Annotated in this window: 23 protein-coding genes; 15 read left to right on the forward strand and 8 right to left on the reverse strand. The window is 67.0% G+C overall.

Annotation, left to right across the window (positions count from 1 at the left end):
* Nucleotides 1-3 precede the first annotated feature (3 nt).
* The 3 genes from ACIQ42_RS03515 to ACIQ42_RS03525 all read right to left on the reverse strand — a co-directional run bounded on the left by ACIQ42_RS03515 (nt 4) and on the right by ACIQ42_RS03525 (nt 1,986).
* Complete coding sequence (locus ACIQ42_RS03515) at nt 4-471, reverse strand: DUF411 domain-containing protein (RefSeq protein WP_397420834.1); 468 nt, start codon at nt 469-471, stop codon at nt 4-6.
* Nucleotides 472-716: 245 nt separating this feature from the next.
* Entirely contained in the window at nt 717-1,610 is an 894-nt protein-coding gene (locus ACIQ42_RS03520) for a flavin monoamine oxidase family protein (RefSeq protein ID WP_397420835.1), read from the reverse strand.
* A gap of 7 nt (nt 1,611-1,617) precedes the next feature.
* Nucleotides 1,618-1,986: an FAD-dependent oxidoreductase gene (locus ACIQ42_RS03525; RefSeq protein WP_397420836.1), complete on the reverse strand. Its 369-nt coding sequence runs from the start codon at nt 1,984-1,986 to the stop codon at nt 1,618-1,620.
* A 94-nt stretch (nt 1,987-2,080) separates the two neighbouring features.
* Between ACIQ42_RS03525 and ACIQ42_RS03530 the strand changes: the two genes are divergently transcribed.
* The 5 genes from ACIQ42_RS03530 to ACIQ42_RS03550 all read left to right on the forward strand — a co-directional run bounded on the left by ACIQ42_RS03530 (nt 2,081) and on the right by ACIQ42_RS03550 (nt 8,125).
* Nucleotides 2,081-2,725, forward strand: a complete 645-nt coding sequence (locus tag ACIQ42_RS03530) for a TetR/AcrR family transcriptional regulator (protein WP_397420837.1) — start codon at nt 2,081-2,083, stop codon at nt 2,723-2,725.
* Between the two features lie 521 nt (nt 2,726-3,246).
* Nucleotides 3,247-4,854 carry a peptide chain release factor 3 gene (locus ACIQ42_RS03535; RefSeq protein ID WP_397420838.1) on the forward strand — a complete coding sequence of 536 codons (1,608 nt, stop codon included), beginning with the start codon at nt 3,247-3,249 and terminating at the stop codon, nt 4,852-4,854.
* Nucleotides 4,855-4,924: 70 nt separating this feature from the next.
* Nucleotides 4,925-5,827, forward strand: coding sequence for a methyltransferase (locus tag ACIQ42_RS03540; RefSeq protein ID WP_397420839.1), 903 nt, complete (start codon nt 4,925-4,927; stop codon nt 5,825-5,827).
* Between the two features lie 17 nt (nt 5,828-5,844).
* Nucleotides 5,845-6,564, forward strand: a complete 720-nt coding sequence (locus ACIQ42_RS03545; RefSeq protein WP_397420854.1) for a pseudouridine synthase — start codon at nt 5,845-5,847, stop codon at nt 6,562-6,564.
* A gap of 187 nt (nt 6,565-6,751) precedes the next feature.
* On the forward strand, nt 6,752-8,125 hold the full coding sequence (locus tag ACIQ42_RS03550; RefSeq protein ID WP_397420840.1) for a hypothetical protein: 1,374 nt from the start codon (nt 6,752-6,754) through the stop codon (nt 8,123-8,125).
* A 117-nt stretch (nt 8,126-8,242) separates the two neighbouring features.
* On the opposite strand, the gene ACIQ42_RS03555 is transcribed toward ACIQ42_RS03550, so the two are convergent.
* From ACIQ42_RS03555 to ACIQ42_RS03575, 5 genes are all read right to left on the reverse strand, one after another.
* Nucleotides 8,243-8,998 carry an ABC transporter permease gene (locus ACIQ42_RS03555; protein WP_397420841.1) on the reverse strand — a complete coding sequence of 252 codons (756 nt, stop codon included), beginning with the start codon at nt 8,996-8,998 and terminating at the stop codon, nt 8,243-8,245.
* Nucleotides 8,995-9,669, reverse strand: a complete 675-nt coding sequence (locus ACIQ42_RS03560) for an ABC transporter ATP-binding protein (protein WP_397420855.1) — start codon at nt 9,667-9,669, stop codon at nt 8,995-8,997. The genes ACIQ42_RS03555 and ACIQ42_RS03560 overlap by 4 nt, the downstream gene beginning before the upstream one ends.
* Nucleotides 9,670-9,832: 163 nt before the next feature.
* Nucleotides 9,833-10,357: an endonuclease domain-containing protein gene (locus ACIQ42_RS03565; RefSeq protein WP_397420856.1), complete on the reverse strand. Its 525-nt coding sequence runs from the start codon at nt 10,355-10,357 to the stop codon at nt 9,833-9,835.
* The gene (locus ACIQ42_RS03570) at nt 10,357-11,355 is read right to left on the reverse strand and encodes an ABC transporter substrate-binding protein (RefSeq protein WP_397420842.1); all 999 of its coding nucleotides are present in this window, start codon (nt 11,353-11,355) and stop codon (nt 10,357-10,359) included. The genes ACIQ42_RS03565 and ACIQ42_RS03570 overlap by 1 nt, the downstream gene beginning before the upstream one ends.
* A 590-nt stretch (nt 11,356-11,945) precedes the next feature.
* Nucleotides 11,946-13,739 (reverse strand): ABC-F family ATP-binding cassette domain-containing protein, encoded by a 1,794-nt coding sequence (locus tag ACIQ42_RS03575; RefSeq protein ID WP_397420843.1) that lies wholly within the window; start codon nt 13,737-13,739, stop codon nt 11,946-11,948.
* Between the two features lie 80 nt (nt 13,740-13,819).
* On the opposite strand from ACIQ42_RS03575, the gene ACIQ42_RS03580 reads away from it, so the two are divergent.
* From ACIQ42_RS03580 to ACIQ42_RS03625, 10 genes are all read left to right on the forward strand, one after another.
* Complete coding sequence (locus ACIQ42_RS03580; RefSeq protein ID WP_397420844.1) at nt 13,820-14,281, forward strand: YcgN family cysteine cluster protein; 462 nt, start codon at nt 13,820-13,822, stop codon at nt 14,279-14,281.
* A gap of 102 nt (nt 14,282-14,383) precedes the next feature.
* The gene (locus ACIQ42_RS03585; protein WP_397420845.1) at nt 14,384-15,310 is read left to right on the forward strand and encodes a DnaJ C-terminal domain-containing protein; all 927 of its coding nucleotides are present in this window, start codon (nt 14,384-14,386) and stop codon (nt 15,308-15,310) included.
* A 71-nt stretch (nt 15,311-15,381) separates the two neighbouring features.
* Nucleotides 15,382-15,714 carry a PepSY domain-containing protein gene (locus ACIQ42_RS03590; protein ID WP_397420846.1) on the forward strand — a complete coding sequence of 111 codons (333 nt, stop codon included), beginning with the start codon at nt 15,382-15,384 and terminating at the stop codon, nt 15,712-15,714.
* 33 nt (nt 15,715-15,747) lie between these two features.
* Nucleotides 15,748-16,440 carry a response regulator transcription factor gene (locus tag ACIQ42_RS03595; RefSeq protein ID WP_397420847.1) on the forward strand — a complete coding sequence of 231 codons (693 nt, stop codon included), beginning with the start codon at nt 15,748-15,750 and terminating at the stop codon, nt 16,438-16,440.
* Entirely contained in the window at nt 16,437-17,825 is a 1,389-nt protein-coding gene (locus ACIQ42_RS03600; RefSeq protein WP_397420848.1) for a sensor histidine kinase, read from the forward strand. Before ACIQ42_RS03595 ends, ACIQ42_RS03600 begins: the two co-directional genes overlap by 4 nt.
* A 76-nt stretch (nt 17,826-17,901) precedes the next feature.
* Complete coding sequence (locus tag ACIQ42_RS03605) at nt 17,902-19,278, forward strand: hypothetical protein (protein ID WP_397420849.1); 1,377 nt, start codon at nt 17,902-17,904, stop codon at nt 19,276-19,278.
* A 41-nt stretch (nt 19,279-19,319) separates the two neighbouring features.
* Nucleotides 19,320-20,399, forward strand: coding sequence for a c-type cytochrome biogenesis protein CcmI (gene ccmI, locus ACIQ42_RS03610; protein ID WP_397420850.1), 1,080 nt, complete (start codon nt 19,320-19,322; stop codon nt 20,397-20,399).
* A complete protein-coding gene (gene ccmE / locus ACIQ42_RS03615; RefSeq protein ID WP_397420851.1) occupies nt 20,396-20,914 on the forward strand; it encodes a cytochrome c maturation protein CcmE in 519 nt (172 codons plus the stop codon). Before ccmI ends, ccmE begins: the two co-directional genes overlap by 4 nt.
* Nucleotides 20,911-22,884 carry a heme lyase CcmF/NrfE family subunit gene (locus ACIQ42_RS03620; RefSeq protein WP_397420852.1) on the forward strand — a complete coding sequence of 658 codons (1,974 nt, stop codon included), beginning with the start codon at nt 20,911-20,913 and terminating at the stop codon, nt 22,882-22,884. The genes ccmE and ACIQ42_RS03620 overlap by 4 nt, the downstream gene beginning before the upstream one ends.
* Entirely contained in the window at nt 22,881-23,333 is a 453-nt protein-coding gene (locus ACIQ42_RS03625; RefSeq protein WP_397420853.1) for a cytochrome c-type biogenesis protein CcmH, read from the forward strand. Before ACIQ42_RS03620 ends, ACIQ42_RS03625 begins: the two co-directional genes overlap by 4 nt.
* The last annotated feature ends 119 nt before the right edge of the window (nt 23,334-23,452 follow it).

The raw sequence follows: 23,452 nt of genomic DNA on the forward strand, positions 1-23,452 counted from the left end.
TGGTCAGTTGTGGCGGGCGAAAACCTGGGTGCGGCCGCTTCGGTCCAGCAGCAACAGGGTGTCAACAGGTTCGGTGACCCCCGAGGCCTGCTCCATCCCTGGCGATCCGATCGGCATGCCGGGGACGGTCAGGCCCAACGCCTTCGGACGCGTCTTCAACAGCCTGGCCACATCCTCCGCCGGCACATGGCCTTCGATCACATAGCCGCCGATCACGCCGGTGTGGCACGACGACAGCGCGAACGGAATTCCGTACTGCTCGCGCACGGGCGCGAGGTCCTGCATCTCCTTGACCACGGGGCTGAAGCCGGCCTGGGTCATGTGGGTCACCCACGCCTTGCAGCAGCCGCACCACGGGGTCTTGTAGACAACAATCTCCTGGGCCCTGGCGGCCTGGGCGCAACCGGCGGCGATCAGCAGCGCAGGAGCGGTCGCGAGCAGTCCGCGCCGGGAGATGTGGTGCTGCCGCATTGCGTTCCCTTCCGGGGTCAAAGTCCCGCCACCCATGCACGCCCACCCTGCGACCACGCGCTGCGCCGACCTGGCAGGCGGCCTCAGCGTTACCAAGCTGTCGCGCGTAGAGGAATTGAAAGTCGCGTGCTGCCGCCTTTCCGGGCCCGCGGGTGTATCCCGGAGGCGGCAAATCCGGGGAGGGTCAGGTAATCTCGAGGGGTCCCGGAAAGCCGTTACAGATGTTCGCGTCCCGCCTATTCACCCTATGACCGCTTCAGGGACGCGATCTTTCCGGCGACGCTTACACCCGATCGGTAGGCGCCATAGACGGTCACGGCATAGGGGGTGGGCGCGGCGTCGCCCGCGAAGTGAATGAGGTCAGACAGGGGTTCCGCGAAGACCTTTCGTGCGTCGGCGGCGCCGGGCGGCAGCGCACTGTAGCTTCCCATCGCGAGCGGATCCGACGCCCAGTCATAGGACGTCGTGGCGGCGATGCTGTTGGCGACATTTGACCCCAGGAGAGCCGATACGCGTTCAACGGCGTAGGCTTTTCGTGCGTCCGGGGCCTGACCTGCCAGATCGCGCGCGGTGTCGCCTGACGCGATCAGGGTCAGCAGCGGATTGAACCTGTCGGCAATCAGGACTTCACGTCGTTCGCCCGCCAGATGGTCGAGATCGGCGTGATACTCGGCAAGTCCTTCGGTGGGCAGACCAAGACGCATGCCGACCTTGAGGAACTGGCCCTTGTGGAAGGCCGCCAACGCCTGCTGCCTGGCGAGAGGGAGGGCGGGCGTGAAATTGATCGAGCCGCTGGCGAGCACGGTCGGCGGCACGGCCACGATCACCCGTCGGGCGGAAATGACGCCCCAGTCACCCGACACCTTCACCCTGCCGGATTGCGACCAGTCCAGCGCCGCAACGCGATGCCCGAGCCTGACCGGAACACTGGCGAACACGCGCGCGATCAGGGCCCCGTAGCCACCCTTGACGGCCAGATCGCCGCCATCGGTCAACGTCGCCCAATCCAGGATTGAGATCTGCTCCGGATTGGCCGCCATCGAGAATGCAGCGGCGCCAATCACGCCGTTCTGCCATAGATCATCACTCCGGAACCGGGAAAGGGCGGCATCTTTTCCTGAGAAAATCTGCGATCCCATCCGGCGCTCAAGCTGTTTTTCCGCGCGGGAAAACGATCGATCTGACGCCATCAACGAGTTGCAGACCCAGGGCGCGAGCGCTGGATCTGAAGCTGTTTACCTCGGCGTTGTGCAGCCAATGCGCGCCCTGGTCAAAAGGCAGACCAAGCGTCTCGCTCTCTGTCCAGGCGCGCCCGCCAATACGGTTCCGGGCCTCCAGAACGATGACCTTCAGGCCCTTGCGGAGAAGCGCGTCGGCGGCGCTCAGGCCGGCTGTGCCGGCTCCAATGACCACGACGTCCGCGTCGGCCTCGACGCCAGCGCGCAAGACTGTCGGCGCCGACAGGGCGGTCGCCACGCCGGCCAGAAACGTGCGACGTGCAAGAACGGAAGACACGGGGGAACGACCCCATTATATGACAAAGTTATCATCTTAAATATGACGATAATGTCGCGTTTGCAAGCCCCGGACGTGAAAAGCCTGACCTGTCGTGACTGAAGCCCACAAAAACCTTGCCCTGCCGGCGCTCCAGAAGCGCGGCCGTGACCGCCAGCAATCCTTGCTGGATGCTGCTGAAGCCCTGATCGTGGAACGGGGGCTTGAGGGGTTCGCGATGGCGGATGTCGCGAAGCGCGCCAAGGCCGCGCATGGCTCTCTTTACCAGTTCTTCGCGTCGCGGACGGCGATTCTGGTGACGCTCCACGCCCGTCACATAGAGCGTCTGAAGGCGGCCTTGGCCGGCGCCAGTGCTATGCTAAAGGCCGGGTCCGCGCGCCCTCCGCCCAAGGTGTTCCTGGAGGCCTATCTGGCCCCGCTTCAGGCGTTCATGGAAGCGAACCCTGCCTATCGGATCCTGCGGCTCGGCATGCCGGAAGACTGGGAGGGCGCGGGTCAGGAAGCGGCTCTCGATTCCGGCCTGGTCACTGAGTTGACCAACATGCTGGCCTGGCTTGCGCCAGAGGCGCCGGCCGCAACGCGAAATCTGTCAGCGCAGATCCTGCTGCAGGTGGTCGATGCCCTGTTTGTCCTGAATGTCTCGGACGACATGAAGGCGGAAGCCACGCGGTTGCTGGAAATGTATCTCGGCGACCTGGCCGGCCGTTACGCCGGGGGAGCGTTCGGGGAGATCGCGTAACGCAATCACGCGATGTCACCGAGATTCCCGGGGCCAGGGTGGAAACCGGGCGACCAGACGGCCCTGATGATGGACCAGGATCTGGTGGGGATGTTTGCTCTGGCCCACTGTGTCCAACGCGTGGTCGTCGTTCCGGAAGCATTGCTCCCGGCGCTCGAGGAGCTCTCCCGCCGCCCCCAGATAGCTGATCGTGTACGGAGCCACAGTGCTCCTCCTGGTCGTCCCCTCGATCGCCCAGTTAAGGCTTTGCCGCAGGTCTGGCGTTGATTTCCCTCAAGGCCGGCGTCCGGCGTCAGGTAACTTCCCGCGCGCACGGGGAACCTTTGTGCCGGGCCCGGGCAGGTGGGCCCTGATGATCGGCGGCTTCGGCCTAGCCGCCTGCTGCCCTCCGCGCCAGAGGCCCGTCCGGCCTGTCAGCGGGCGTTCGCGGCGCAGCTGGCGGTGTTTGAGGGCGCAGCGAGGGACAGCTGGGCACCCGCCCCGCGCTTCCGCTCCGCGCCCCCGCGTGATAGGCGCGCCGCATGTCCAGCTCTCCTGCCGCCGAGGCCGCGCGCCGCCGCACCTTCGCGATCATCTCCCACCCCGACGCCGGCAAGACCACCTTGACGGAAAACCTGCTGCTGGCCGGCGGGGCGATCCGGGCGGCGGGCGCGGTGCGGGCGCGGGGTGAGAACCGGCGGACCCGGTCCGACTGGATGAAGATCGAGCGCGAGCGCGGGATCTCCGTCTCGGCCTCGGTGATGACGTTCGACCATGACGGGCTGATGTTCAATCTGCTGGACACGCCCGGCCACGAGGACTTCTCGGAAGATACCTACCGCACCCTGACGGCGGCCGATGCGGCGGTGATGGTGCTGGACGCCGCCAAGGGCATCGAGCCCCAGACGCTGAAGCTGTTCGAGGTGTGCCGGCTTCGGGACATCCCGATCATCACCTTCATCAACAAGATGGACCGCGAGGCGCAGGATCCGTTTGAGCTGCTGGACGAGGTGTCGTCGAAGCTGGCGCTGGACCCGGCGCCGCTCTACTGGCCCGCCGGCTCGGGCGGGCGGTTCAAGGGGATGCTGGACCTGCGCCGCGACATGTTCCTGCCGTTCCAGAAGAAGGGCGGCGGCGCGGCGGGCGAGGACGACGGCCATCCGGACGCCATCGCATTCCGGGGCAACGCCATCTCCCGCTACCTGGATCCCGACGAGCAGGAGGAGCTGTCGGACAACGCCGAGCTGGTGCTGGGCGCCGGCAAAACCTTTGACCCGCAGGCGTTTCTCGAAGGCCACATGACGCCGGTTTTCTTCGGATCGGCCCTGCGCCACTTCGGCGTCGATCAGCTGTTGGAGGGTCTGGGCGCCTATGCCCCGCCGCCCAAGGCCGTGGCGGCGCGCAAGGCGGCCGAGGCGATCCACGTGGCGCCGGGAGACCGCGAGGTCACCGGCTTCGTCTTCAAGGTCCAGGCCAATATGGACCCCAACCACCGCGATCGGATCGCCTTCCTCAAGCTCTGCTCGGGCAAGTTCTCGCGCGGCATGAAGCTGAAGGTGCAGAACACCGGCAAGCAACTCAGCGTCAACGCGCCGATGATGTTCTTCGCCTCGGACCGCGAGCTGGCCGAGGACGCCTTTGCCGGCGACGTGATCGGCATTCCGAACCACGGCGTGCTGCGGGTGGGCGACAGTCTCTCCGAGAGCGGGACCCTGCGGTTTGCCGGCCTGCCGAATTTCGCGCCGGAAATCCTGCAGCGGGTGCGGGTGAAGGATCCGCTGAAGGCCAAGCACCTGAAGAAGGCGCTGGAGAGCCTGGCGGAGGAGGGGGTGACCCAGCTGTTCCGCCCCGACCTGGGCGCGGACTTCATCGTCGGCGCGGTGGGCCAACTCCAGTTCGAGGTGATGGCCGATCGCCTGCGGGAGGAATACCAGCTCGACGTGATCTTCGAGCCCAGCCCCTTCGGCGAGGCCCGCTGGATCCTGGGCGAGAAGGCCGATCTCGAGGACTTCATTTCAAAGCATCGCAGCGCCATGGGCACCGATATCGACGAACAGCCGGTGTATCTGGCCAGGAGCTCGTGGGACGTCGGCTACGCCACCGACCGCTACCCCAAGGTCCGCTTCGAGCGATCCAAGGAACGGGCGTAGGGGTGTTGGTCGCTGGCAAGCGACATTTCCAAACCGTGTCATCCCGGTGGGGCTTCGCGGGGGCGGTGAGATGATCATCCTCTACGGGGTCCCGGCCTCCGGCCTCGTCGATATCCCGGCAAGGGCCCTGCAGGTCTCGCCCATGATCCCCGGCGCCGCCGACCTTGCAAACCAGCCCGACGCCTCGGCGGATGAGGCGATCATCCTGGCCCCCGGCGGCACCCTGGAACGGGACTATGTGCTGGCCCAGGCGCTTCGGGTGCTGCGCCCCGGCGGACGGCTTCTGGCCTTTGCGCCCAAGGACAAGGGCGGCTCTCGCCTGAAGAAGGCGCTGGAGGCCTTTGGTTGCCAGGTGGTGGAGGATGCTCGCCGCCATCATCGGTTCTGCAGCACGACGCGACCCGAGACGCTCACCGGTCTGGAGGCCGCCATCGCCGCCGGCGCGCCGCGTATCGTGGAGGACCTTGGCGTGTGGTCCCAGCCGGGCGTGTTCAGCTGGGACCGGCTGGATCCTGGCAGCGCGCGGTTGATCGAGCTGCTGCCGCCGCTCTCGGGGAAGGGCGCTGATCTTGGCTGCGGCGTCGGCCTGCTGGCGATCGCGGTGTTGACCTCCGGGCCCGTCACCGCACTGACCTGCGTCGACCTGGACCGCCGGGCCGTGGACTGCGCGGCGCACAATCTGGACGATCCCCGCGCGAACGTGATCCAGGCCGATGTGCGCCGCCTGGGCGAAGATCTCTCGGGTCTCGATTTCGTAGTGATGAACCCGCCTTTCCACGATGGCGGCCGGGAGGATCGTGCCCTTGGCGTCGCTTTCGTCCAGACCGCTGCGCGCCTGCTCCGCCGGGGCGGGGTCTGCTGGTTGGTGGCCAACCGGCACCTGCCCTATGAGGCGGCCCTTACCGCCGCCTTCGCCACGGTCACCGTCCAGGCCGACGCCGGCGGCTACAAGATCATCGAGGCGCGCAAGTGAAACCGCCCAAGGTTCCGATGGCCCGGCTGGACCGGTTGCTGGCCAACCTCGGCTATTGCTCGCGCCGGGAGGTCAGCGCGCTGGTGGCCCATCGGCAGGTGGAACTCGATGGCGTGGTCATCAAGGACGCCGGCGCGCGCATTGCGCTGACCCCGGATCTGTCGTCACGGATGACCGTCACGGGCCGACCTCTCGACCCACCCGCACCGCTGACGCTGATCATGCACAAGCCGCTGGATGTGGTCTGCTCCCACAAGGAAGCAGGGCGCAGTGTGTATGAGTTGCTGCCAATGCGCTGGCGCGCGCGGATGCCGTCGCTGTCCACCATCGGTCGACTGGACAAGGACACCTCCGGCCTGCTGCTGATCACCGACGACGGCGACTTTCTCCACAGGGTGATTTCGCCGCGCCATCATGTGGCCAAGCGCTATGTGGTCACCCTGGATCGTCCTCTGGACGGCACGGAGGTCGAGACCTTCGCGTCCGGCGCCCTGATGCTGGAAAGTGAGACCACGCCGCTGGCGCCCGCCACGCTGGAGATCCTTGGCGAGCGGCTTGCCCGCCTGACGATCACCGAGGGACGTTACCATCAGGTCCGCCGGATGTTCGCCGCCGTCGGCAATCACGTGACTGCACTGCACCGGGACCGGATTGGCACCCTTGGCCTGCCGGATGAGCTCGGCCCGGGAGAGTGGCGCGTGCTGTCGCAGGACGAGCAGGGCAGGATTTTCGCGTAAAGTGTTAACAGACCCGTTCAATTGATCCCGGCTCGCCTCGGCGAATACTGCAGTGCCGCTCTGCCGGCGTTAACCATACCTTGCAAGTTAACCACTTGTTAAAGTCTGCGGCTCCGGCTTTGCTGTGTTCCGAGATGACCCGGTCAGGCCGTTCCAACGTGGGACTCCGTCGGGTTCGGAGCCGGTGATGTTCGAGCTGGGCCGTGAACTGAAGCGTTTCTTCTCCGCCGAGCGGACCAGAGCGCCGTCAGACGGACTGATCCGGGGCGACACGTCGCTGCTGGAACTGCTGGACGCGCGGCTGCTGGCTCAGGAGGCCAAGGCTTCCGACGTCGCCGCCGGTCGCGTCGGCGCCAAGGACAAGCCCGCCCGACGCCTGGAGGCCGCCATCGTCTGGCGTGAGGTAGCCCGGCGCACCGGTGATCCTGTCGCGCTGCGCAAGGCCGCCGCCGGTGCGGAGATCGCCGCCACAGGCTTTGACGCCACCCATCGCCGCGACGGCTGGGCGCGCGCGCGCTGTGAGCAGGCTTATTGTGCGTTGCTCGGCGCCGAGATCTTCGGAGACCCAGGCCTTACCGCCGCCGCCGAGGTCGCCTTCAACGAGGCGCGGTCATCGACCAAGGGCGGGCTGGCCGCACCGCTCGCTGACATCGGGGTCGCCACCCTTGAAGGCCGTCGCCTGCTGGAAGGCTCCGACGTCGCTGCGGCGCGCGCCTGGGCGGCGCGGCTGAACGCGCCGATCGCCGCCCTCGACACCATTGCCAAGCGCGTTCCAGCCGCCCGGGCGCTGGCCGCGGAAGCGCGTCTGATCCGGGCCGATCTCCTGTCCGGCTGGGGCGCCCGCCTGCGCGATGGCGACCTGCTGGACATGGCCGCCCAGGACGCCGCCGCCGCTGCGGACCGGCTGGACAGCGACTACGAGCCGCTGACCTGGGCGCGCGCCAAAATCGCTCATGGGCAGGCCTTGGCCCTCCGCGGTGAAGCCGTCGGCGACGTCGATACGCTCGCTGCCGGAGCGGGAGCCCTTGCCCTGGCCCTGGACAATCTCACCCGTGATCACAGCCCCCTGGACTGGGCCCGAGCCCAGGTGGCGCTGGGGCAGTCCCTCCAGGCCCTCGGCGAGGCTGCAAGTGACGCCCGGGCCTTCGAACATGCCGTGAGTTGCTTCGACCGCGCCAGCCTGGTGCTGAAGGATACGGCCACCTTGCCCCTGCGCGGCGTGGCCGCCAGCGCCCGGGCTGTCTGTCTGGCGCGCGTTGCGGAAATCACCGGCGATCGCGCTGTGCTGGATGTGGCGGAAGCCGCCATGAAGATCGAACTGGCCGCGCTGTCCCCCGGCCGCGATCCGGTGGGCTGGGCCCTGGCGCAACTGCATCTGGCGCGTCTCTACGAAGCACGCCTCGGCATGACCGGGATCGACAAGGGCGAACGCGCCGCCGCCATGATGGCGCTGGACGCCGCGCTCGACGTGTTCGGCGAACACGGCCTGCGTTCCGCCAGCGTGCTGGCCAATGATGCGATGGATCGCCTGCGGGATCGCTCAGACCGACCGACCCGCTAGATCACGTCGAGATTGGATTGACTCAATCCAATCTCGAAGAACGTGATCGCCCCCATATGTTTGGAGCGGGTTGCGGGCGGAAAACCGGTTCCCACTTTTCCTCAACCCGCTCCAGACTCACCGGCCTCGCCACCACCTTAACCCCGCCCGCTCGATGGCTTCGAGCGCGGCGTGCAGGGCCACGCCCATGGCTCCCAGCACCACCAGAGCCGCGATCATGCGGTCAGTCTGAAGCTTGTTGCCGGCGTCCAGGATCTGCCAGGCCAGTCCGCGCACCCCGCCCGAGCCTGCGCCAAATTCAGCCACCACGGCGCCGATCAGGGCCAGCCCAGCGCCCACCTTGTGGCCCTCCAGCAGGAACGGCACGGCGGAGGGCAGGCGCAACCGCATGACCCGTTGCCAGCGCCCCGCGCCATAAAGGGCGAACAGGCGCTCCAGATCCGGGTCCGCCGAGCGCAGACCAGCTGTCGCGCCGGAAAAGATCGGGAAAAACGCCACCAGAACGGCCAGGGTCACCAGGGCGCGCTCCGGATGATCCAGTCCCGCCCAGATCAGCACCAGCGGCGCGATGGCGACCACAGGCGTCACCTGTACGACCGAAGCCAGGGGGCGGATCGCGCGGTCCAGAAGCGGGCTGAGTGCGGTCAGGATCGCCAGCGCCTGGGCGATCAGGCTCGCCAGAACCAGCGAGATCAGGGCGACCGACAGGGTCCGCCAGGATGCCGCCACCAGCGCCGGCCAGTGTTCCGACAACGCTACGGCCACGGCGGACGGCGGCGGCAGGAAATAGACCGGCACCTGCATCACCCGGCAGGCGATCTCCCAGCCGGCCAGCAGGATGGCGATCAGGACGAAGGGGGCCAACCGGCTCATACGGCCACACCTTCGGCCAGGCTTGCGGAAACCGCCTCCACCGTGGTCCGGAACGCCGCCTGGGTCCGGAATTGGGGGGGGCGGGGCAGGGGGCCTTCAACCGGAAAGTCGCCGACGATCCGGCCAGGGCCGCGGCTGATCACCACCACGCGCGAGGCCATGTAGACCGCCTCCTCGACGTTGTGCGTCACGAAGATGATGGCGGGCTGGGTGGTGGCCCAGAGCGTGAGCACGTCATCAGCCAGGGTGCGGCGTGTGATCTCATCCAGCGCCGCGAACGGCTCGTCCAGCAGCAGCAGCCGGGGGCTGGTCACCAGCGCCCGCGCCAGGGACACCCGCATCGCCATGCCGCCGGACAGCTGGGCCGGCCTCGCGGCCACAGCGGCACCAAGTCCCACCCGCGCCAGGGCTTCATCGGCCCGTCGGCGGGCTTCAGGCCGGGGCGTGCCCGCCAGCTCCAGCGGCAAGGCCACATTGGCCTGGGCCGACAGCCAAGGCGCCAGCGTCGGCGCCTGGAACACCACGGCCGTCTCGCCACGTCCGGCCGCCCGGGTCACGGTCCCGCGCGTCGGCGCCTCCAGCCCGGCCAGCAGGCGCAGTGCGGTGGACTTCCCACAGCCCGACGGACCGACCAGCGCCACGATCTCGCCCGCGGCGATCTCCAGCGACATCGGTCCTAGAGCCAGGCCCCGGTCGTAGTCGACCTCGACGTTGGAGAGTGACGCGATCACGATCTGCTTCCGCAACCCATTGTGGCGACCGCCCCTTCCACCACGCCCTCTGCGGGGCGCGGTCCCCCTCCCCCGTAAACGGGGGAGGCAGGAAAGGCGTTGCTCACGATCTGCCTCCCACGCGGAGCGGGGGAGGGGGACCGCGCACGAAGGGCGTGGTGGAGGGGGCGGCCCCGCGCACAGCGATAAGCTCGTCCGCCATCCGCCGCACGCCGTCTGCCACGTTACCGGCATCCTCAAAGACCGCAGAAGCCGTCACCCGAAAGACCGTCACACCCTGACGATTCAGCCATGCATCCCGCCGCTCGTCGTGCTCAATCTGAGCTTTCTCGAAGTGGCCAGCACCATCAATTTCCACGGCAAGCTTCGCCTTGGGACAGTAGAAATCCAGGATATACGGTCCGAGCGGATGCTGGTTTCTGAAGACCGGATAGTCCGGCGACCGACGCCTCAGTCGGACCCACAACATAATCTCTGGCTCAGTCAGATTCCTGCGCAGCGATTTGGCCCGCTTTGATGTCAGGATTGAAGATCGCATGCAGTGCGGCGCTCGCCCCCTCCACCACACCCTCTGCGGGGCGCGGTCCCCCTCCCCCGTAAACGGGGGAGGCAGGAATGTCACGACCATCACTTGGGCGAGAACGCCAGGGTGTAGGCTTTCGCGGCATCCAGCGTCTTCGGGTACACCCCCTGGGCCTTGGCCATGTCGGCGAAGGCGGTCCAGCGCGCGTCGGTCATGGCGCCGATGGGTGCGCCTTCGGATCCCTCGATGATCTTGTAGCTCCGGAGCTTCTCCCGCGCCTGCGCCAGCACGTCGTCCGTCATCTCGGGATTGTCCTTGCGGATCAGGGCGTCGGCCGCCTTGGGGTCTCCAGCCAGGTAGTCGCGCCAGCCCAGGGCCGAGGCCTCGACGAAGGCCTTCACCGCCGCCGGGTTCTTCGCGATCACCGCGTCGGTGGCCAGTACCATGGTGGCGTAGCCGGGGTAGCCTTCGTCGGCCAGCAGGAACACGCTCGGTTTGAGACCCGCCATCTTCTCGATCGTGTAGGGCTCGGAGGTCACATAGCCCTGCTGGACGGCGCGCTTGTCGGCCAGAAACGGCGCGGAGTTGAAGTTGTACTTGCGCACCTGATCGTCGGTGAAACCGTACTTGGCCTTCAGCCAAACCCAGAAGGCGGTGACGGAGGCGTCCGACAAGAGGATCGGGCGGCCCTTCAGGTCGGCGATTTTCTCCGCGCCAGTGTCGGGGTGGGCGATCAGCACCTGCGGGTCCTTCTGCATGAAGGCCGCGACAGCCTTCACCGGCACACCCTCCTGCGCGAGGTTCATGACGATGAAGCTGTTGGAGCCCATGCCCAGGTCGACGGCGTTGGCGGCCAGCAGTTGCGGCACGTTCACGCCCGGCCCGCCCTGGACGATCTCGACCTTGAGGCCGCGCTTTGCGTATTCGCCCGAGGCCAGCGCCTGATAGAACCCGCCGTGCTCGGCCTGCGCGCGCCAGTCGGTGGCGAAGCGGATCGTCACCGGCGCATTGGCGGAGGGCGCGGCGGTCTCCTCCTTCTTCCCCGGAGAACAGGCGGCCAGCAGCGCTGCGACCGCAAACGCCAGGGTGCGCAAGATTTTCATGGAAACTCCCGACTTGAACCGGCAGGAGACTAGAGCCTTTCCGGATCAGATGGAATCATCTGATCCGGACAAAAAGGCTCGCCCTTCATATGTTTAGAGCATGACGGGCGCTTCAACCGGTATCCACTTGAAGCAGTCATGCTCCAGGGCGGTGCGCCGACCGTTCCAAGGGGGCACATAGCAAGAGGGCGGCGCTCCGGTTGCCCGAAACCCCGCCCTCTCATACAGATCCGTTGGGGGACCTGCGCCTCTAGGCCAACTGTCAGTTCGGTTTCGGGTCGCCCCGTGGTTTTCCCTGACCGCCGATGTCCTGCCTTCCGCCTCGTCCCGGATTACTCCGTTTCCTGGCCTCGAGCCTGACACTCCGCCCGCTTAGTTTCCGGGTCCGCCGTTGCCGGTTTTTCCGTCCGCCCGCGCCGCAGTTCCTGTCGGCAAGTGAACGGTGCGCTCGATCAGAAAGGTGCGCAAGTTGGTTAATGGAGGCGCGTGTGACCTGTCGGTTGACAACCGGTGGATATCCGGTGAGTCCCATCCGGAAACGTCAATTGTGACAGTTATTTGAAGCTGTCCACAGGAACGTGGATTCGAGGTTATCTGCCGGCCGCCAGAGCCTCTCGGCGCTCTTCCAGCGCCAGCCATTCCTCCTCTGCGGAGGCGATGTCCGCCTGCATCGCCGCCAGGGCCTTGGTAAGCGCCTCGAAGCGCCCAGGATTGCGACCATAGAGCCCCGGATCGGCCAGGGCGGTTTCCAGTTCCGCGACCTTGGCCGGACCTTCGGCGATGAGGGTTTCGAGCTCCTCCAGCCGACGCTGGTCCTTGTAGGTGAGCTTTGCGACGGTTTTGGCGGCGGCCGGCTTCTGGGTCGTGGACTTGGCGGTCTCGGCCTTTGACAGCGCGCCGAAGAAGCCGGGGTTCTGACGAATGAAGTCCTGCCAGCCGCCTGGCGTCTCGACCGCCCGACCGGTTCCATCCAGGCCGATGGTCGAGGTGGCCAGCCGGTCGATGAAGTCGCGGTCATGGCTGACCAGGATCAGCGTGCCCTCATAGTCGGCGAGCATGTCCTCCAGCAGGTCCAGCGTGTCCATGTCGAGGTCATTGGTGGGCTCGTCCAGCACCATGACATTGGCGGGATTGGCCAGGGCGCGGGCCAGCAGCAGGCGGTTGCGCTCGCCGCCGGACAGGCTCTTCACCGGCTGGCGCAGCTGGCTCTCACGGAACAGGAAGTCCTTGGCGTAGGCGTTGACGTGCTTGGGCTGGCCGCGCACCAGAATCTGGTCGCCGCCGAGCGGGGTCAGCACGTCCTTCAGCGTCATCTCAGGCGACAGGGCGGCGCGGGCCTGGTCGATATAGCCGACGGTCAGGTTGGTCCCGAGTTTCACCTCGCCGGAGTCGACGGCGATCTCGCCCAGCAGAAGTTTCACCAGAGTGGTCTTGCCGGCGCCGTTGGGTCCGACAATCGCCACACGGTCGCCGCGCAGGATGCGGGTGGAGAAGTCCTTCAGGATCACCCGCTCGCCGAACGCCTTGTTCAAACCCTTGGCCTCGACCACCCGCTTGCCGGAGAGCGCGGAGCTCTCCAGGCCCATGTGCATGGCGCCCCGGACCTCCTTCTGGCGTTCGGATTTCTCTTCGCGCAATGCCACCAGCCGGCGGCGGCGGCCTTCGTTGCGCGCGCGGCGCGCCGTGACGCCTCGCTCCATCCAGTGCTGTTCGCGTTGCAGCATCTTGTCGAGGCGGCGGCCCTCCTCGGCCTGCTGGGCCTCGATCTTTTCCACCCAGTCCTCGAACCCGGCGAACCCGGCGTCGAGGCGGCGCACCTGCCGGTGTTCAAGCCAGAAGCACCGCTGGGTCACCCGTTCCAGGAAGGCGCGGTCGTGGCTTACGATCAGGGCCGCAGCCCGGCTGGCGCCGATCTGGGCTTCCAGGGTCTCGATGGCCAGGATGTCCAGGTGGTTGGTGGGCTCGTCCAGCAGGATCACGTCAGGGTCTTCGGCAAAGGCCTTGGCCAGCGCCGCCCGCCGGGTCTCGCCGCCGGAGAGACCCTGGGTGGATTTTTCGGGGTTGATGCCGAACGCGTCCAGCGCCGCCTCCGCCAGATAGGAGGCCGCCCCACCGGACGTGGCGTGGTCCAGCACTGTGGTGCCGGTGATCTCGGGCTCCTGCGGCACGAAGGCGACGGTCGTGCCGGGCGTGATGGTGCGGTCGCCGTCGTCGGCCTCGATCTGTCCGGCCAGAATCCGCAGCAATGTGGACTTGCCGGCGCCATTGCGCCCCACCAGGCAGGCGCGGTTGCGCGCGTCCAGGGCGAGGTCCACGCCGTCGAACAGCATCATCGGTCCGTCGGCGAGACGAACCGCTTTCAAGGCAAGGATGGGGGCTCTCATCGGCGCGCTGTCCTACAGGGTCCGGGCGGCGAAGCAAGTTCCCCCTTCATCGCGCGCTTAGGTCGGACTAAACCCGGGCGATGGCTGGCGAACCTTTCTGGCGTCGAAAGACCCTTGCGCAGATGACGGTGGCGGAGTGGGAAAGCCTCTGCGACGGTTGCGGTCTGTGCTGTCTTGTCCGTTTCGAGGATGAAACGACGGGCGAGGTGATCCCGACCCGGGTCCACTGCAAGCTGTTCGACGCCGCAGCCTGTCGATGCTCGAACTATGCGGATCGCCACAGGCACGTTCCCGATTGCATCAAGCTGACCCCGCACAACATCGAGGCGCTGGAATGGATGCCTGGCAGTTGCGCCTATCGCCGTCTGCATGAGGGTCGCGATCTGGCGGACTGGCATCCACTGGTGTCCGGCGATCCGGAGAGCCCGCACCGCGCCGGTATATCGGTGCGCGGGCAGACCATCAGCGAGGAAGTGCTGGCCGAAGCGGAAGATGCGCTCGACTTCGCCGCCTGGGATCTGATGGTCGAGCGGGAGGGGTGAGGGTAATGTTGCAAAATCGCCACAGTGCGGCTTGCGTGACGTCGCCGCCCACCCAATCTAGAAGCCTTCCTGCATCGTGATCATTGAAGGATTCTGACCAGTTTGGCGCGCGACCCCTATCTGGAGCTGGGCGTATCCCGGACGGCGACGGCCGCGGAAATCCGCAAGGCCTTCCACAAGCTTGCGAAGGCGAACCATCCTGACACCAATCCCGGCAATGCGGCGGCCGAGGAGCGTTTCAAGAAGGTCAGCGCCGCCTTCGACATCGTTGGCGATGTGGAGAAGCGCAAGAAGTTTGACGCCGGCCTGATCGACGCCGACGGCCGCGAAAGTATGGGCGGGTTCGGCGCCGAGAGCCCGTGGGGCGGACGTCCGGGCGCGCGGGGCGGCGGATCGCGGGCCGAGACCTTCGAAGGCGCAGACCTCAGCGACATTCTGGGCGAGATGTTCGGCGGCGCGCGCGGCGGCCGTCCGGGCGCCGGCGGTGGATTCGGCGGATTCGCCCAGAAGGGCGCTGATGTCCGGGCCAAGCTCGAGATCGATCTGGTCGATGCGATCCGGGGCGGCAAGCGCAGGATCGCGTTCTCGGATGGCCGCACGATCGATGTGACCATTCCCAAGGGCGCCCAGGATGGCCAGACGCTGCGGCTCAAGGGGCAGGGCGGACCGGGGCGCGGTGGCGCGGGCGACGCGTTCATCGAGATCACGATCCAGCCGCACGCGATCTATCGACGCGAGGGCGCCGATCTGGTCATGGACCTGCCGGTCGCCTTTTATGACGCGGTGCTGGGCGGAAAGGTCGAGGCCCCCACGCCGGACGGCGCCGTGACATTGACCGTGCCCCGATCGGCGAACACCGGAACGCGCCTGCGATTGAAGGGGCGCGGCCTGGTCGACGCCCAGGGCCAGCGCGGCGACCTTTTCGCCCGCCTGGTGGTCGTATTGCCCGATGCGCCTGACCCGGCGCTCGAGGCGTTTGCCGAGCAGCAGCGCCAGGATCGTCCCTATTCGCCCAGACGCCGAACTTAGGCTAAGTCCGGAGCCTGCTTAAAGTCGCGTTCAGCCGGGGTTCAGTCCCGGAAGCGTAGGTCGGGTCCGTCATGAAGCCAGTTTTCGCCATCGCCATGATGCTTGCCGCCTTCGCAGCGGCTGCGCCGGCCTTGGCGGCGCAGGATGGCCGTCCGCCGTTCGGTGGCGGGCGAGGCGACCAGGATCAAGCGCGCGACGGGGTCCGCTCGGGCCGCCAGGCGCCGCTCTCACGCGTGTTGCAGATGATCGGCGCACGCTATCCCGGTCGTCATCTGAACACCTCGATGGGCGATACCGGCGGTCGGCCCGCCTACTATGTTCAATGGCAGATGGAGAACGGTCGGGTGGTGGTGTTCGTCGTGGACGCCGAGTCCGGCCAGATCATCGGTCGCCAGGGTGGCTGAGGCCCAGGTTCAACCCAAGGAAGGGACGCTCTCTTGCGCATCCTGCTAGTCGAAGACGATCCGGACCTGTCGCGCCAGCTGAAGATGGCGCTGGGCGATGCCGGCTATGCGGTCGACCACGCCCCCGACGGCGAGGAGGCCCAGTTCCTGGGCGAGACGGAACCCTACGACGCGGTGATCCTGGACCTGGGCCTGCCCCGGGTAGACGGCGTCTCGGTGCTGGAGCGATGGCGGCGCGGGAATATGACGAGCCCGGTGCTGATCCTGACGGCCCGCGCCGCCTGGAGCGAGAAGGTGGCGGGCTTCGACGCCGGCGCCGACGACTATCTGACCAAGCCGTTTCACACCGAGGAACTGCTGGCCCGCCTGCGCGCCCTGCTGCGGCGCTCGGCCGGGCACGCCACCCCCAGCCTTTCGATCGGCGGCCTGCGACTCGACCCGCGGGCGGCGCGCGCCAGCGTCAATGGCGAGCCTTTGCGGCTGACGTCACTGGAGTATCGCCTGCTGCACTACCTGATGATGCATCAGGGCCGGGTGATCAGCCGGACGGAGTTGGTGGAGCATCTCTATGATCAGGATTTTGACCGGGATTCCAATACCATAGAGGTGTTCATCGGTCGGGTCCGCAAGAAGATCGGCGCGGACCGGATCGAGACGGTCCGGGGCCTCGGCTACCGCCTGACCTGCCCCGCCGGCGAGGCGGATGCGGAGACAGCCGGCACGTGACGCCGGGGGGCCTTGGCCGACCCTCGCTGGCGCGGCGGCTTGTGCTGCTGGCCGTCGGCTGGAGCTTTGCTGCCCTGGTCGTCACGGCTGTTGTGCTGGCGCTCCTGTTCCAGCAAGCGGCCCTGCGCCGCTTTGAGCAGACGCTTGGCGTTCTGGTCGACAATCTGATCGCGGGGTCCACCTACGAAGGTGGCGCGCTGGTTGCGCCGGCGTTCACCGACGCCCGGGCGCTGCGGGTCTATTCCGGGCTCTACTGGACCATCGCCGAACCCACGAAGGAAGGTCGCCTGCTGACCGCCACACCCGCCCGCTCGCGCTCGCTCTGGGATGCCGAGCTTCGCCCGCCGGAGGATTTGCTACAGCGGGTGCGGGCCAATCCCGGACGACTGGTGGCTTTCGACGCCGCCGGACCACAGCCGGGCGAGCGCCTGCGCGGGGTTGCACGGATCGCCACGATCGATGGCCACGAGTCTGTGTTCCTGGCCGCTGAGGATCGCGCGCCGATTGACCGGGATGTGCGCAACTTTGTCGCAGCGACTGCGCTGTCGTTCGTGGTTCTGGGCGGAGGATTGATCCTGGCGGTCTTCGCTCAGGTGCGGATTGGCCTGCGCCCACTCTTTCGGTTGCAGGGCGAGGTGGCGGCAGTTCGGGGCGGCAAGGCCGATCGCGTGCAGGAAGCCTATCCAGCCGAACTGGAACCGCTGGCCCAGGAACTGAACGCGCTGGTCCTGCATAACCAGGAGACGGTGGAGCGACAGCGCACCCACGTCGGCAACCTGGCCCACGCCCTGAAAACCCCGATCTCCGTGATGATCACCGAGGCCGGCCAGCGACCCGGCCCGCTGGCCGAGGTGGTGACCCGTCAGGCTGAAGTCATGCGACAGCAGGTCGATCACCACCTGCGCCGCGCCCGCGCCGCAGCCCGCGCCCAGGGTCCGGGCGAACGCACCTCGGTGGCCGAGGTGCTGGACGAACTCTCCCGCACGCTGGAGCGCATCTTTCAGGCCAAGGGTGTGACGATCGATTGGGATGCGCCTGACGACCTCTGGTTCGCCGGCGAACGGCAGGACCTGCTGGAGATCGCGGGCAATGCGATGGAAAACGCCGGCAAGTTCGGACGCCGCCGGGTCCGGGTCCGGGCTGATGGGGCCGGCGTCGGATTACTGCGGCTGGTGATCGAGGATGACGGTCCGGGATTGTCGCCTGATCAACGCGAGGAAGTCATCCAGCGGGGCGCGCGGCTGGATGAGAGCGCGCCGGGCTCCGGCCTCGGCCTGTCGATCATCGACGAGCTGGCCCGCGCCTATCGTGGATCATTGACGCTGGGCGCTTCGGCGCTGGGCGGTCTGTCCGTCGCGATCGAGCTGCCACGTGCGCAAACCTGAGCGCGGTGTTTTCGCACAATCTTAACTCTACCCGCGCCATCTTGCCGAAGGCTCACGCTCAGGGGTCTTTATCGCCATGCCAGCGCTCGCGGCCCAGAAGATTGTGATTGTCGGGCATCTCGTTGAAAGTTCGCCCGACCGTGTCCTGTCGAGCCTCAGCAAGGCATTGGCCGAGACGGTCGACGACAGCGCCCTGGGCGACGTCCGCAAGCTGGTTGAGACAGAAGTCACCGAGCGCCAGTTTCGCAACGCCGTGATGGAGCCACTGACGCCGATGTTCGTCGGCGGAGGGAGCGATACGCGCAAGCTGACGTTTCCCCTGGCGGCGCTTGTACTGATCTGGCGTGGACTGAGAAGAGTCGCCGGCGCCGAGCTGGCAGAGATCCGCGAGCTGGCGAAGGCAGACCCGCCGCACCCCGGATTGTCCGCACGCTATGACCAAATGGTCGCAACTGTCGCTTCAGGATTGCAGGCGCGCTCAGACCCCGACTTTGCAGCGGCGGCTGAACTTTGTGACCAGGCTCGCCCCGATGGCGCCAAAACCCTGTTGGCCTGCATGAGCATAGCCGCGGTGGTTCGTCGTGCGGTCGCCAAGCTGCCGATCTGGATCTCGCACCCGGGCAGCGGAAGCAGCGCGCCCGCGCGTCTGGCCTACAATGATGCCATGGTCGTCAGTGCAAGTGCAGGGCAGAACTATTTTGAAATGATCGCCGCCCAGCTGGATCAACGCTGGATGGTGCTCAGGATCATTTCGGCGGTCATGGAAAAGCCCACTGAACACTACCTCAGCGATTCCAAACTGGCGGGCTTCGCCGAGGCCGTGATGGACGAGGTCGATGAGGCCCTGACCATGATCGCTACTTTCGATCCCGAGGCTGGCCCCGAGGTGGGACACGCGACCGCAATTCGCGCTGAGCTGGCGGTTCGCCAGCTCATGGAAATTGAAACCAATGTCGCGCTCAACCGTGATCGCGGCTGGGGCCGGCGAGTGCACAAACAGCGTCGGAATCTGGCGAGCGTCGTCGAGGCGCGTCTTCGTGATGCGGATGTCGCAGCCATGACCTCGTTGCCCATGCATGAGATCAACCAGCACGGCGTCCGCCGCACAGCGCCGCGTCTGTCTTGCGAACCTGACGCCGCCTGCGTTCGCCGAGCTGAAACATTGCTGTCCTTCAGCGCGGGCCTGCGCTCGGCAGTGAACTATGGCGGCTTCTCAGCCGCCCGGGGCGCGCTGGTGGAGAAGCTCAGCGCAGTTCTCGACCTCTATGTGGAGGAGGCCGTCCAGCAAATTCGTCTGGGTCAGGCGGATGAGACAGCCTTCGCGGGGGCATTCCTTGATGTCGCTGCCCGGTTCAGTCATCTGGTTGCGGGGGAGAAGGCGGGCGAACTGGTGCGTCGTCGCGCCCAGGCTGCCCGGCATCAAGAGCCCCAAATCGCGGTCAACGCCGAATAGCCCCCTCGCACCGGCCGAGCCTTTCAGCTACAGGGCTGGCTATGTTCCTTTTCTGGGTCGTGGCAGGGTTCCTCGCCGCCGCAGCGGCGGGGTTGATGCTGTTGCGAGCGGCGCGTTCGGCGTCGCCGGCAACCACTGCGGATCCGGCGCAGGTCCTCTACCGGCGACAGTTATCCGAGATCGATGACCTGCTGGATCGCGGCCTGATGGGTGAGGGCGAGCGCAAGGGCGCCCACGCCGAGGCGGGCCGTCGCCTGCTGGCCGCCGCCGGGGCTCCGGCCGAGGCCTGGACAGAAGGGCCCCGGGCGCGGGGTCTGGTGCTGTTGGCCGCCGCTGCTGCTCCGGCCCTGGCCCTGGGGCTCTACCTCGTGCTTGGTGCACCGGGCGTACGCGATCAGCCCTATGCCGGCCGACTTGAGGCCTGGCGCAAGTCCGATCTGAATACCCTGACACCCCCGGAAATCGCTGCCGTCCTGCGGCAGGCTGTAAAAGAACGCCCATCAGAGGCCGAGGGCTATCGCCTGCTTGGCCTGGCCGAAGATGCCTCGCAGAATCCCATCGCCGCATTGCAGGCGCTGCGCCGGGCCTCGGAGCTCGCGCCGGAGCGGGCGGATATCTGGCGGATGCTGGGTCAGGCGGCTTTCGCGGCGGCGGGCGGCAAGATGGAGAGCGAGGCCGTTATGGCCTTTACCCGCGTTCTGGCGTTGGAGCCCGGCGATCCCGCCGCGCGGTTCTATCTGTCGCAAGCCAAGGCGGAGGCCGGACAAACGAGCGCGGCCCTGGCGGATTTGCGCGCGCTGCTGGCTGACATGCCGCAGGGCGTCGAGGGACGCGAGGCCGTGCAGGCCCGGATCGCCAGTCTTGAAGGTAAGCCTGCGCCGGTCACCGGCGACCCTCAGGAACTGGCGATGATCAAGGGCATGGTGTCCAGCCTGGCTTCCAAGCTGAAAGCCAATCCGGATGACCCTGATGGGTGGGTGCGGCTGGTGCGCGCCTATGCCGTACTGGGCGACATCGCCCAACGAGACGCTGCCTATGCCAGCGCTCGAGCGCGCTACGCGCAGACGCCTGCCGTTCTGCAACAACTGGACGCGGCCGCCCGCGCGGAGCCCATGCGATGACCCTGCTTCCGAAATCCCGCAAGGCGCGGATGCGCCTCCTGTTGCTATCGATCATCGCGCCCGTGGTGACGCTGGCCGCCGGACTGGCGCTCTGGGGCATGCGGGACTCGATCTCGTTCTTCTATACCCCTTCGCAGGCGGCCGAAGCCAAGCCCGAGCCTGGCCAGGCGATCCAGCTTGGTGGTCTCGTGGCCATGGGCTCGGTGGTCAAGCACACGGATGGGCGCGTCGAATTCACCGTTCAGGACAATCTGGCGGCAGACCGGGTGGTCTATCAGGGCGATCTTCCGGACCTGTTCCGCGAGGGTCAGGGTATCGTAGCCGAGGGTGCCTATCAGTCTGATGGCGTCTTCAAGGCCACCCGGGTGCTGGCCAAGCACGATGAGAAGTATATGCCCAAGGAAATCGCCGAGGCGCTCAAGGAACAGGGTGAGTGGCGCGGGGAGGCGGCTCCGCCGCCTGCCTATGGGGCCACGGTCAACGCGCCGGCGAAGTCGACGGGCGGTCCCACATGATCGCAGAAGCCGGATCGTTCGCGCTGATCCTGGCGCTGGCGCTATCGATCCTGCAGGTCGTGCTGTCGGCGGCGGGGCGGATGCGCCGGTCTCCGGCGCTGGCGGGCGCAGGCGAGGGCGCGGCGCTGGCGGCTTTCGCTGCGGTCGCGATCGCCTTTGCCGCCCTGATGCATGCCTTTGTGATCTCGGACTTCTCGGTGTCCAACGTCGCAGCCAATTCTCACACGGAAAAGCCGATGCTCTACCGTGTTGCCGGGACCTGGGGCAGCCATGAGGGCTCGATGCTGCTGTGGTGCCTGGCGCTTACAGGCTTCGGCGCGGCGGCGGCAGGGCTGGGCCAGAGCCTGCCTCGCGGCCTGCGCGCCTCGACGGTCGCGGCGCAGGGTGTGCTGGGAACCTTGTTTCTGGCCTACACGGTCTTTGCGTCCAATCCGCTGACGCGGCTGGCCCAGCCGCCGGCCGAGGGGCGCTCCCTCAATCCCCTGCTTCAGGACCCGGCGCTCGCGGTCCATCCGCCCTTTCTATACTTCGGCTATGTGGGCATGTCGGTGGTCTTCTCGCTGGCTGTCGGGGCGCTGATCGAGGGCAAGATCGACGCGGCCTGGGCGAAATGGGTCCGGCCCTGGACGCTGGCGGCCTGGAGCTTTCTGACCATCGGGATCACACTGGGGTCCTTCTGGGCCTACTATGAGCTGGGCTGGGGCGGCTGGTGGTTCTGGGATCCGGTGGAGAACGCCAGTTTCATGCCCTGGCTGGTAGCCACCGCCCTACTGCATTCCGCCATCGTCACGGAAAAGCGCGGCGCGCTGGCCGGCTGGACCCTGTTCCTGGCGCTGGCGGCCTTCACGTTCTCGATGCTGGGCGCCTTCCTGGTACGCTCCGGCGTCCTGACTTCGGTTCATGCGTTCGCGGTGGATCCTACGCGCGGTGTTCTCCTTTTGATGATCCTGGGTGTGACCTCAGGCCTGGCGTTCGCTCTCTTCGCCTGGCGTGCGCCAAAGCTCGGGCCCGGCGGCCTCTTCGCCCCCATCAGCCGGGAAAGCGCTCTGGTCCTGAACAACATCCTGCTGGCGGCCGCGACCGTGACGGTTTTGCTGGGCACGCTCTATCCGCTGATCCGGGACGCCATGACCGGTGAGGCGATCTCGGTCGGCCCGCCCTACTTCAACCTGACCTTCACACCCTTGATGGCCGCGCTGCTGATCCTGCTGCCGGCGGGCCCGCTGCTGGCCTGGAAGCGCGGCGATGCGCGGGGCGTGATCCAGCGCCTGTGGCTGGCCGTGCTGATCGCGGGCGGCGCCGGCGTGCTGGCCATCGCCCTCGTCAGTCCGAAAAAGGCCCTCGGGGCCATGGGTGTCGCGCTCGGCGCCTGGCTTGTTGCTGGCGCGCTCGTCGAAATCGCAGAGCGCACCCGGTTGTTCCGGGCCACGGCCCGCGAGAGTCTGCGCCGGTTTATCGGCCTGCCGCGAGGCGCCTGGGGCATGACGCTGGCGCACATGGGCCTTGGCGTGTTCGTGCTTGGGGCCGTGTTCGAGACCACGTGGAAACTGGAGACCGCCGAAGCCCTGCCGATCGGTGGGGACCTTAACATCGGCGCCTATCACGTGACCCTGGATGATGTTCGACCGGTCGAGGGGCCGAACTTCGATGCCGACCGGGCTACGCTGACGGTCACGCGGGCCGGGAAACCGGTCTGCACGGTTCAGCCGGAACAGCGTCAGTTCACCACCGGCGGCCAAACCACCTCCGAGGTCGGGCTATGCTATCGCGGCGCCTCGCACATTTATCTGGTGCTCGGTGAGCGGCGCGACGGCGAGGAAAAACCCATGTGGCTGGTGCGCGCCTACTGGAACCCATGGGCGTCGCTGATCTTCATCGGACCGACGATCATGGCGCTTGGCGGGTTCGTGTCGCTGACGGATCGCCGCCTTCGCCTGGGCGTGGGCCGGCGTCGGGAGCGAGCGGCATGAAACGCCGCGCACTCGTCGCCGCATTTGCGGGTCTGCTTTGCATTGCTGCCGCATCTGATCCCGCCGAGCGTCTCACCGACCCCGCCCAGGAGGCCCAGGCCCGCGCCATTTTCCGCGATGTCCGCTGTCTCGTCTGCCAGAACGAGTCCATCGATGACAGCGAGGCCGAGCTGGCCAAGGACCTGCGCAAGGTCGTCCGCGAACAGGTGGCCACAGGCAAGACCGACAGCGAGATCAAGACGTTTCTGACCGACCGCTACGGTGAGTTCGTTCTGCTGACGCCGCAGTTTTCAGCCGGGAATCTGGTGCTCTGGCTTGCGCCCTTCCTGGTCGTTCTGGCCGGGGCTGCGCTGCTCCTGGCCCGGCTCAGGGCGCGGCCCGTCGAGGCCGAGCTGACCTCTGCAGAAGCCGCGCAACTGAAGAAACTGCAGCGGGATGAAACACGCTGACACGTTTGCGCCCAATATTGGACGTGATGCGGTGTTCAGGGTCTGTGAAAGCATGGTGCGGGCGTTGCACTTCGGCGCAAGCTGCCTAGGTTGTTGGAACGCATCGGCCTTCATGTGAT

Origin of the sequence: Phenylobacterium sp. (assembly GCF_044372605.1) — a bacterium.
Taxonomy (GTDB): domain Bacteria; phylum Pseudomonadota; class Alphaproteobacteria; order Caulobacterales; family Caulobacteraceae; genus Phenylobacterium.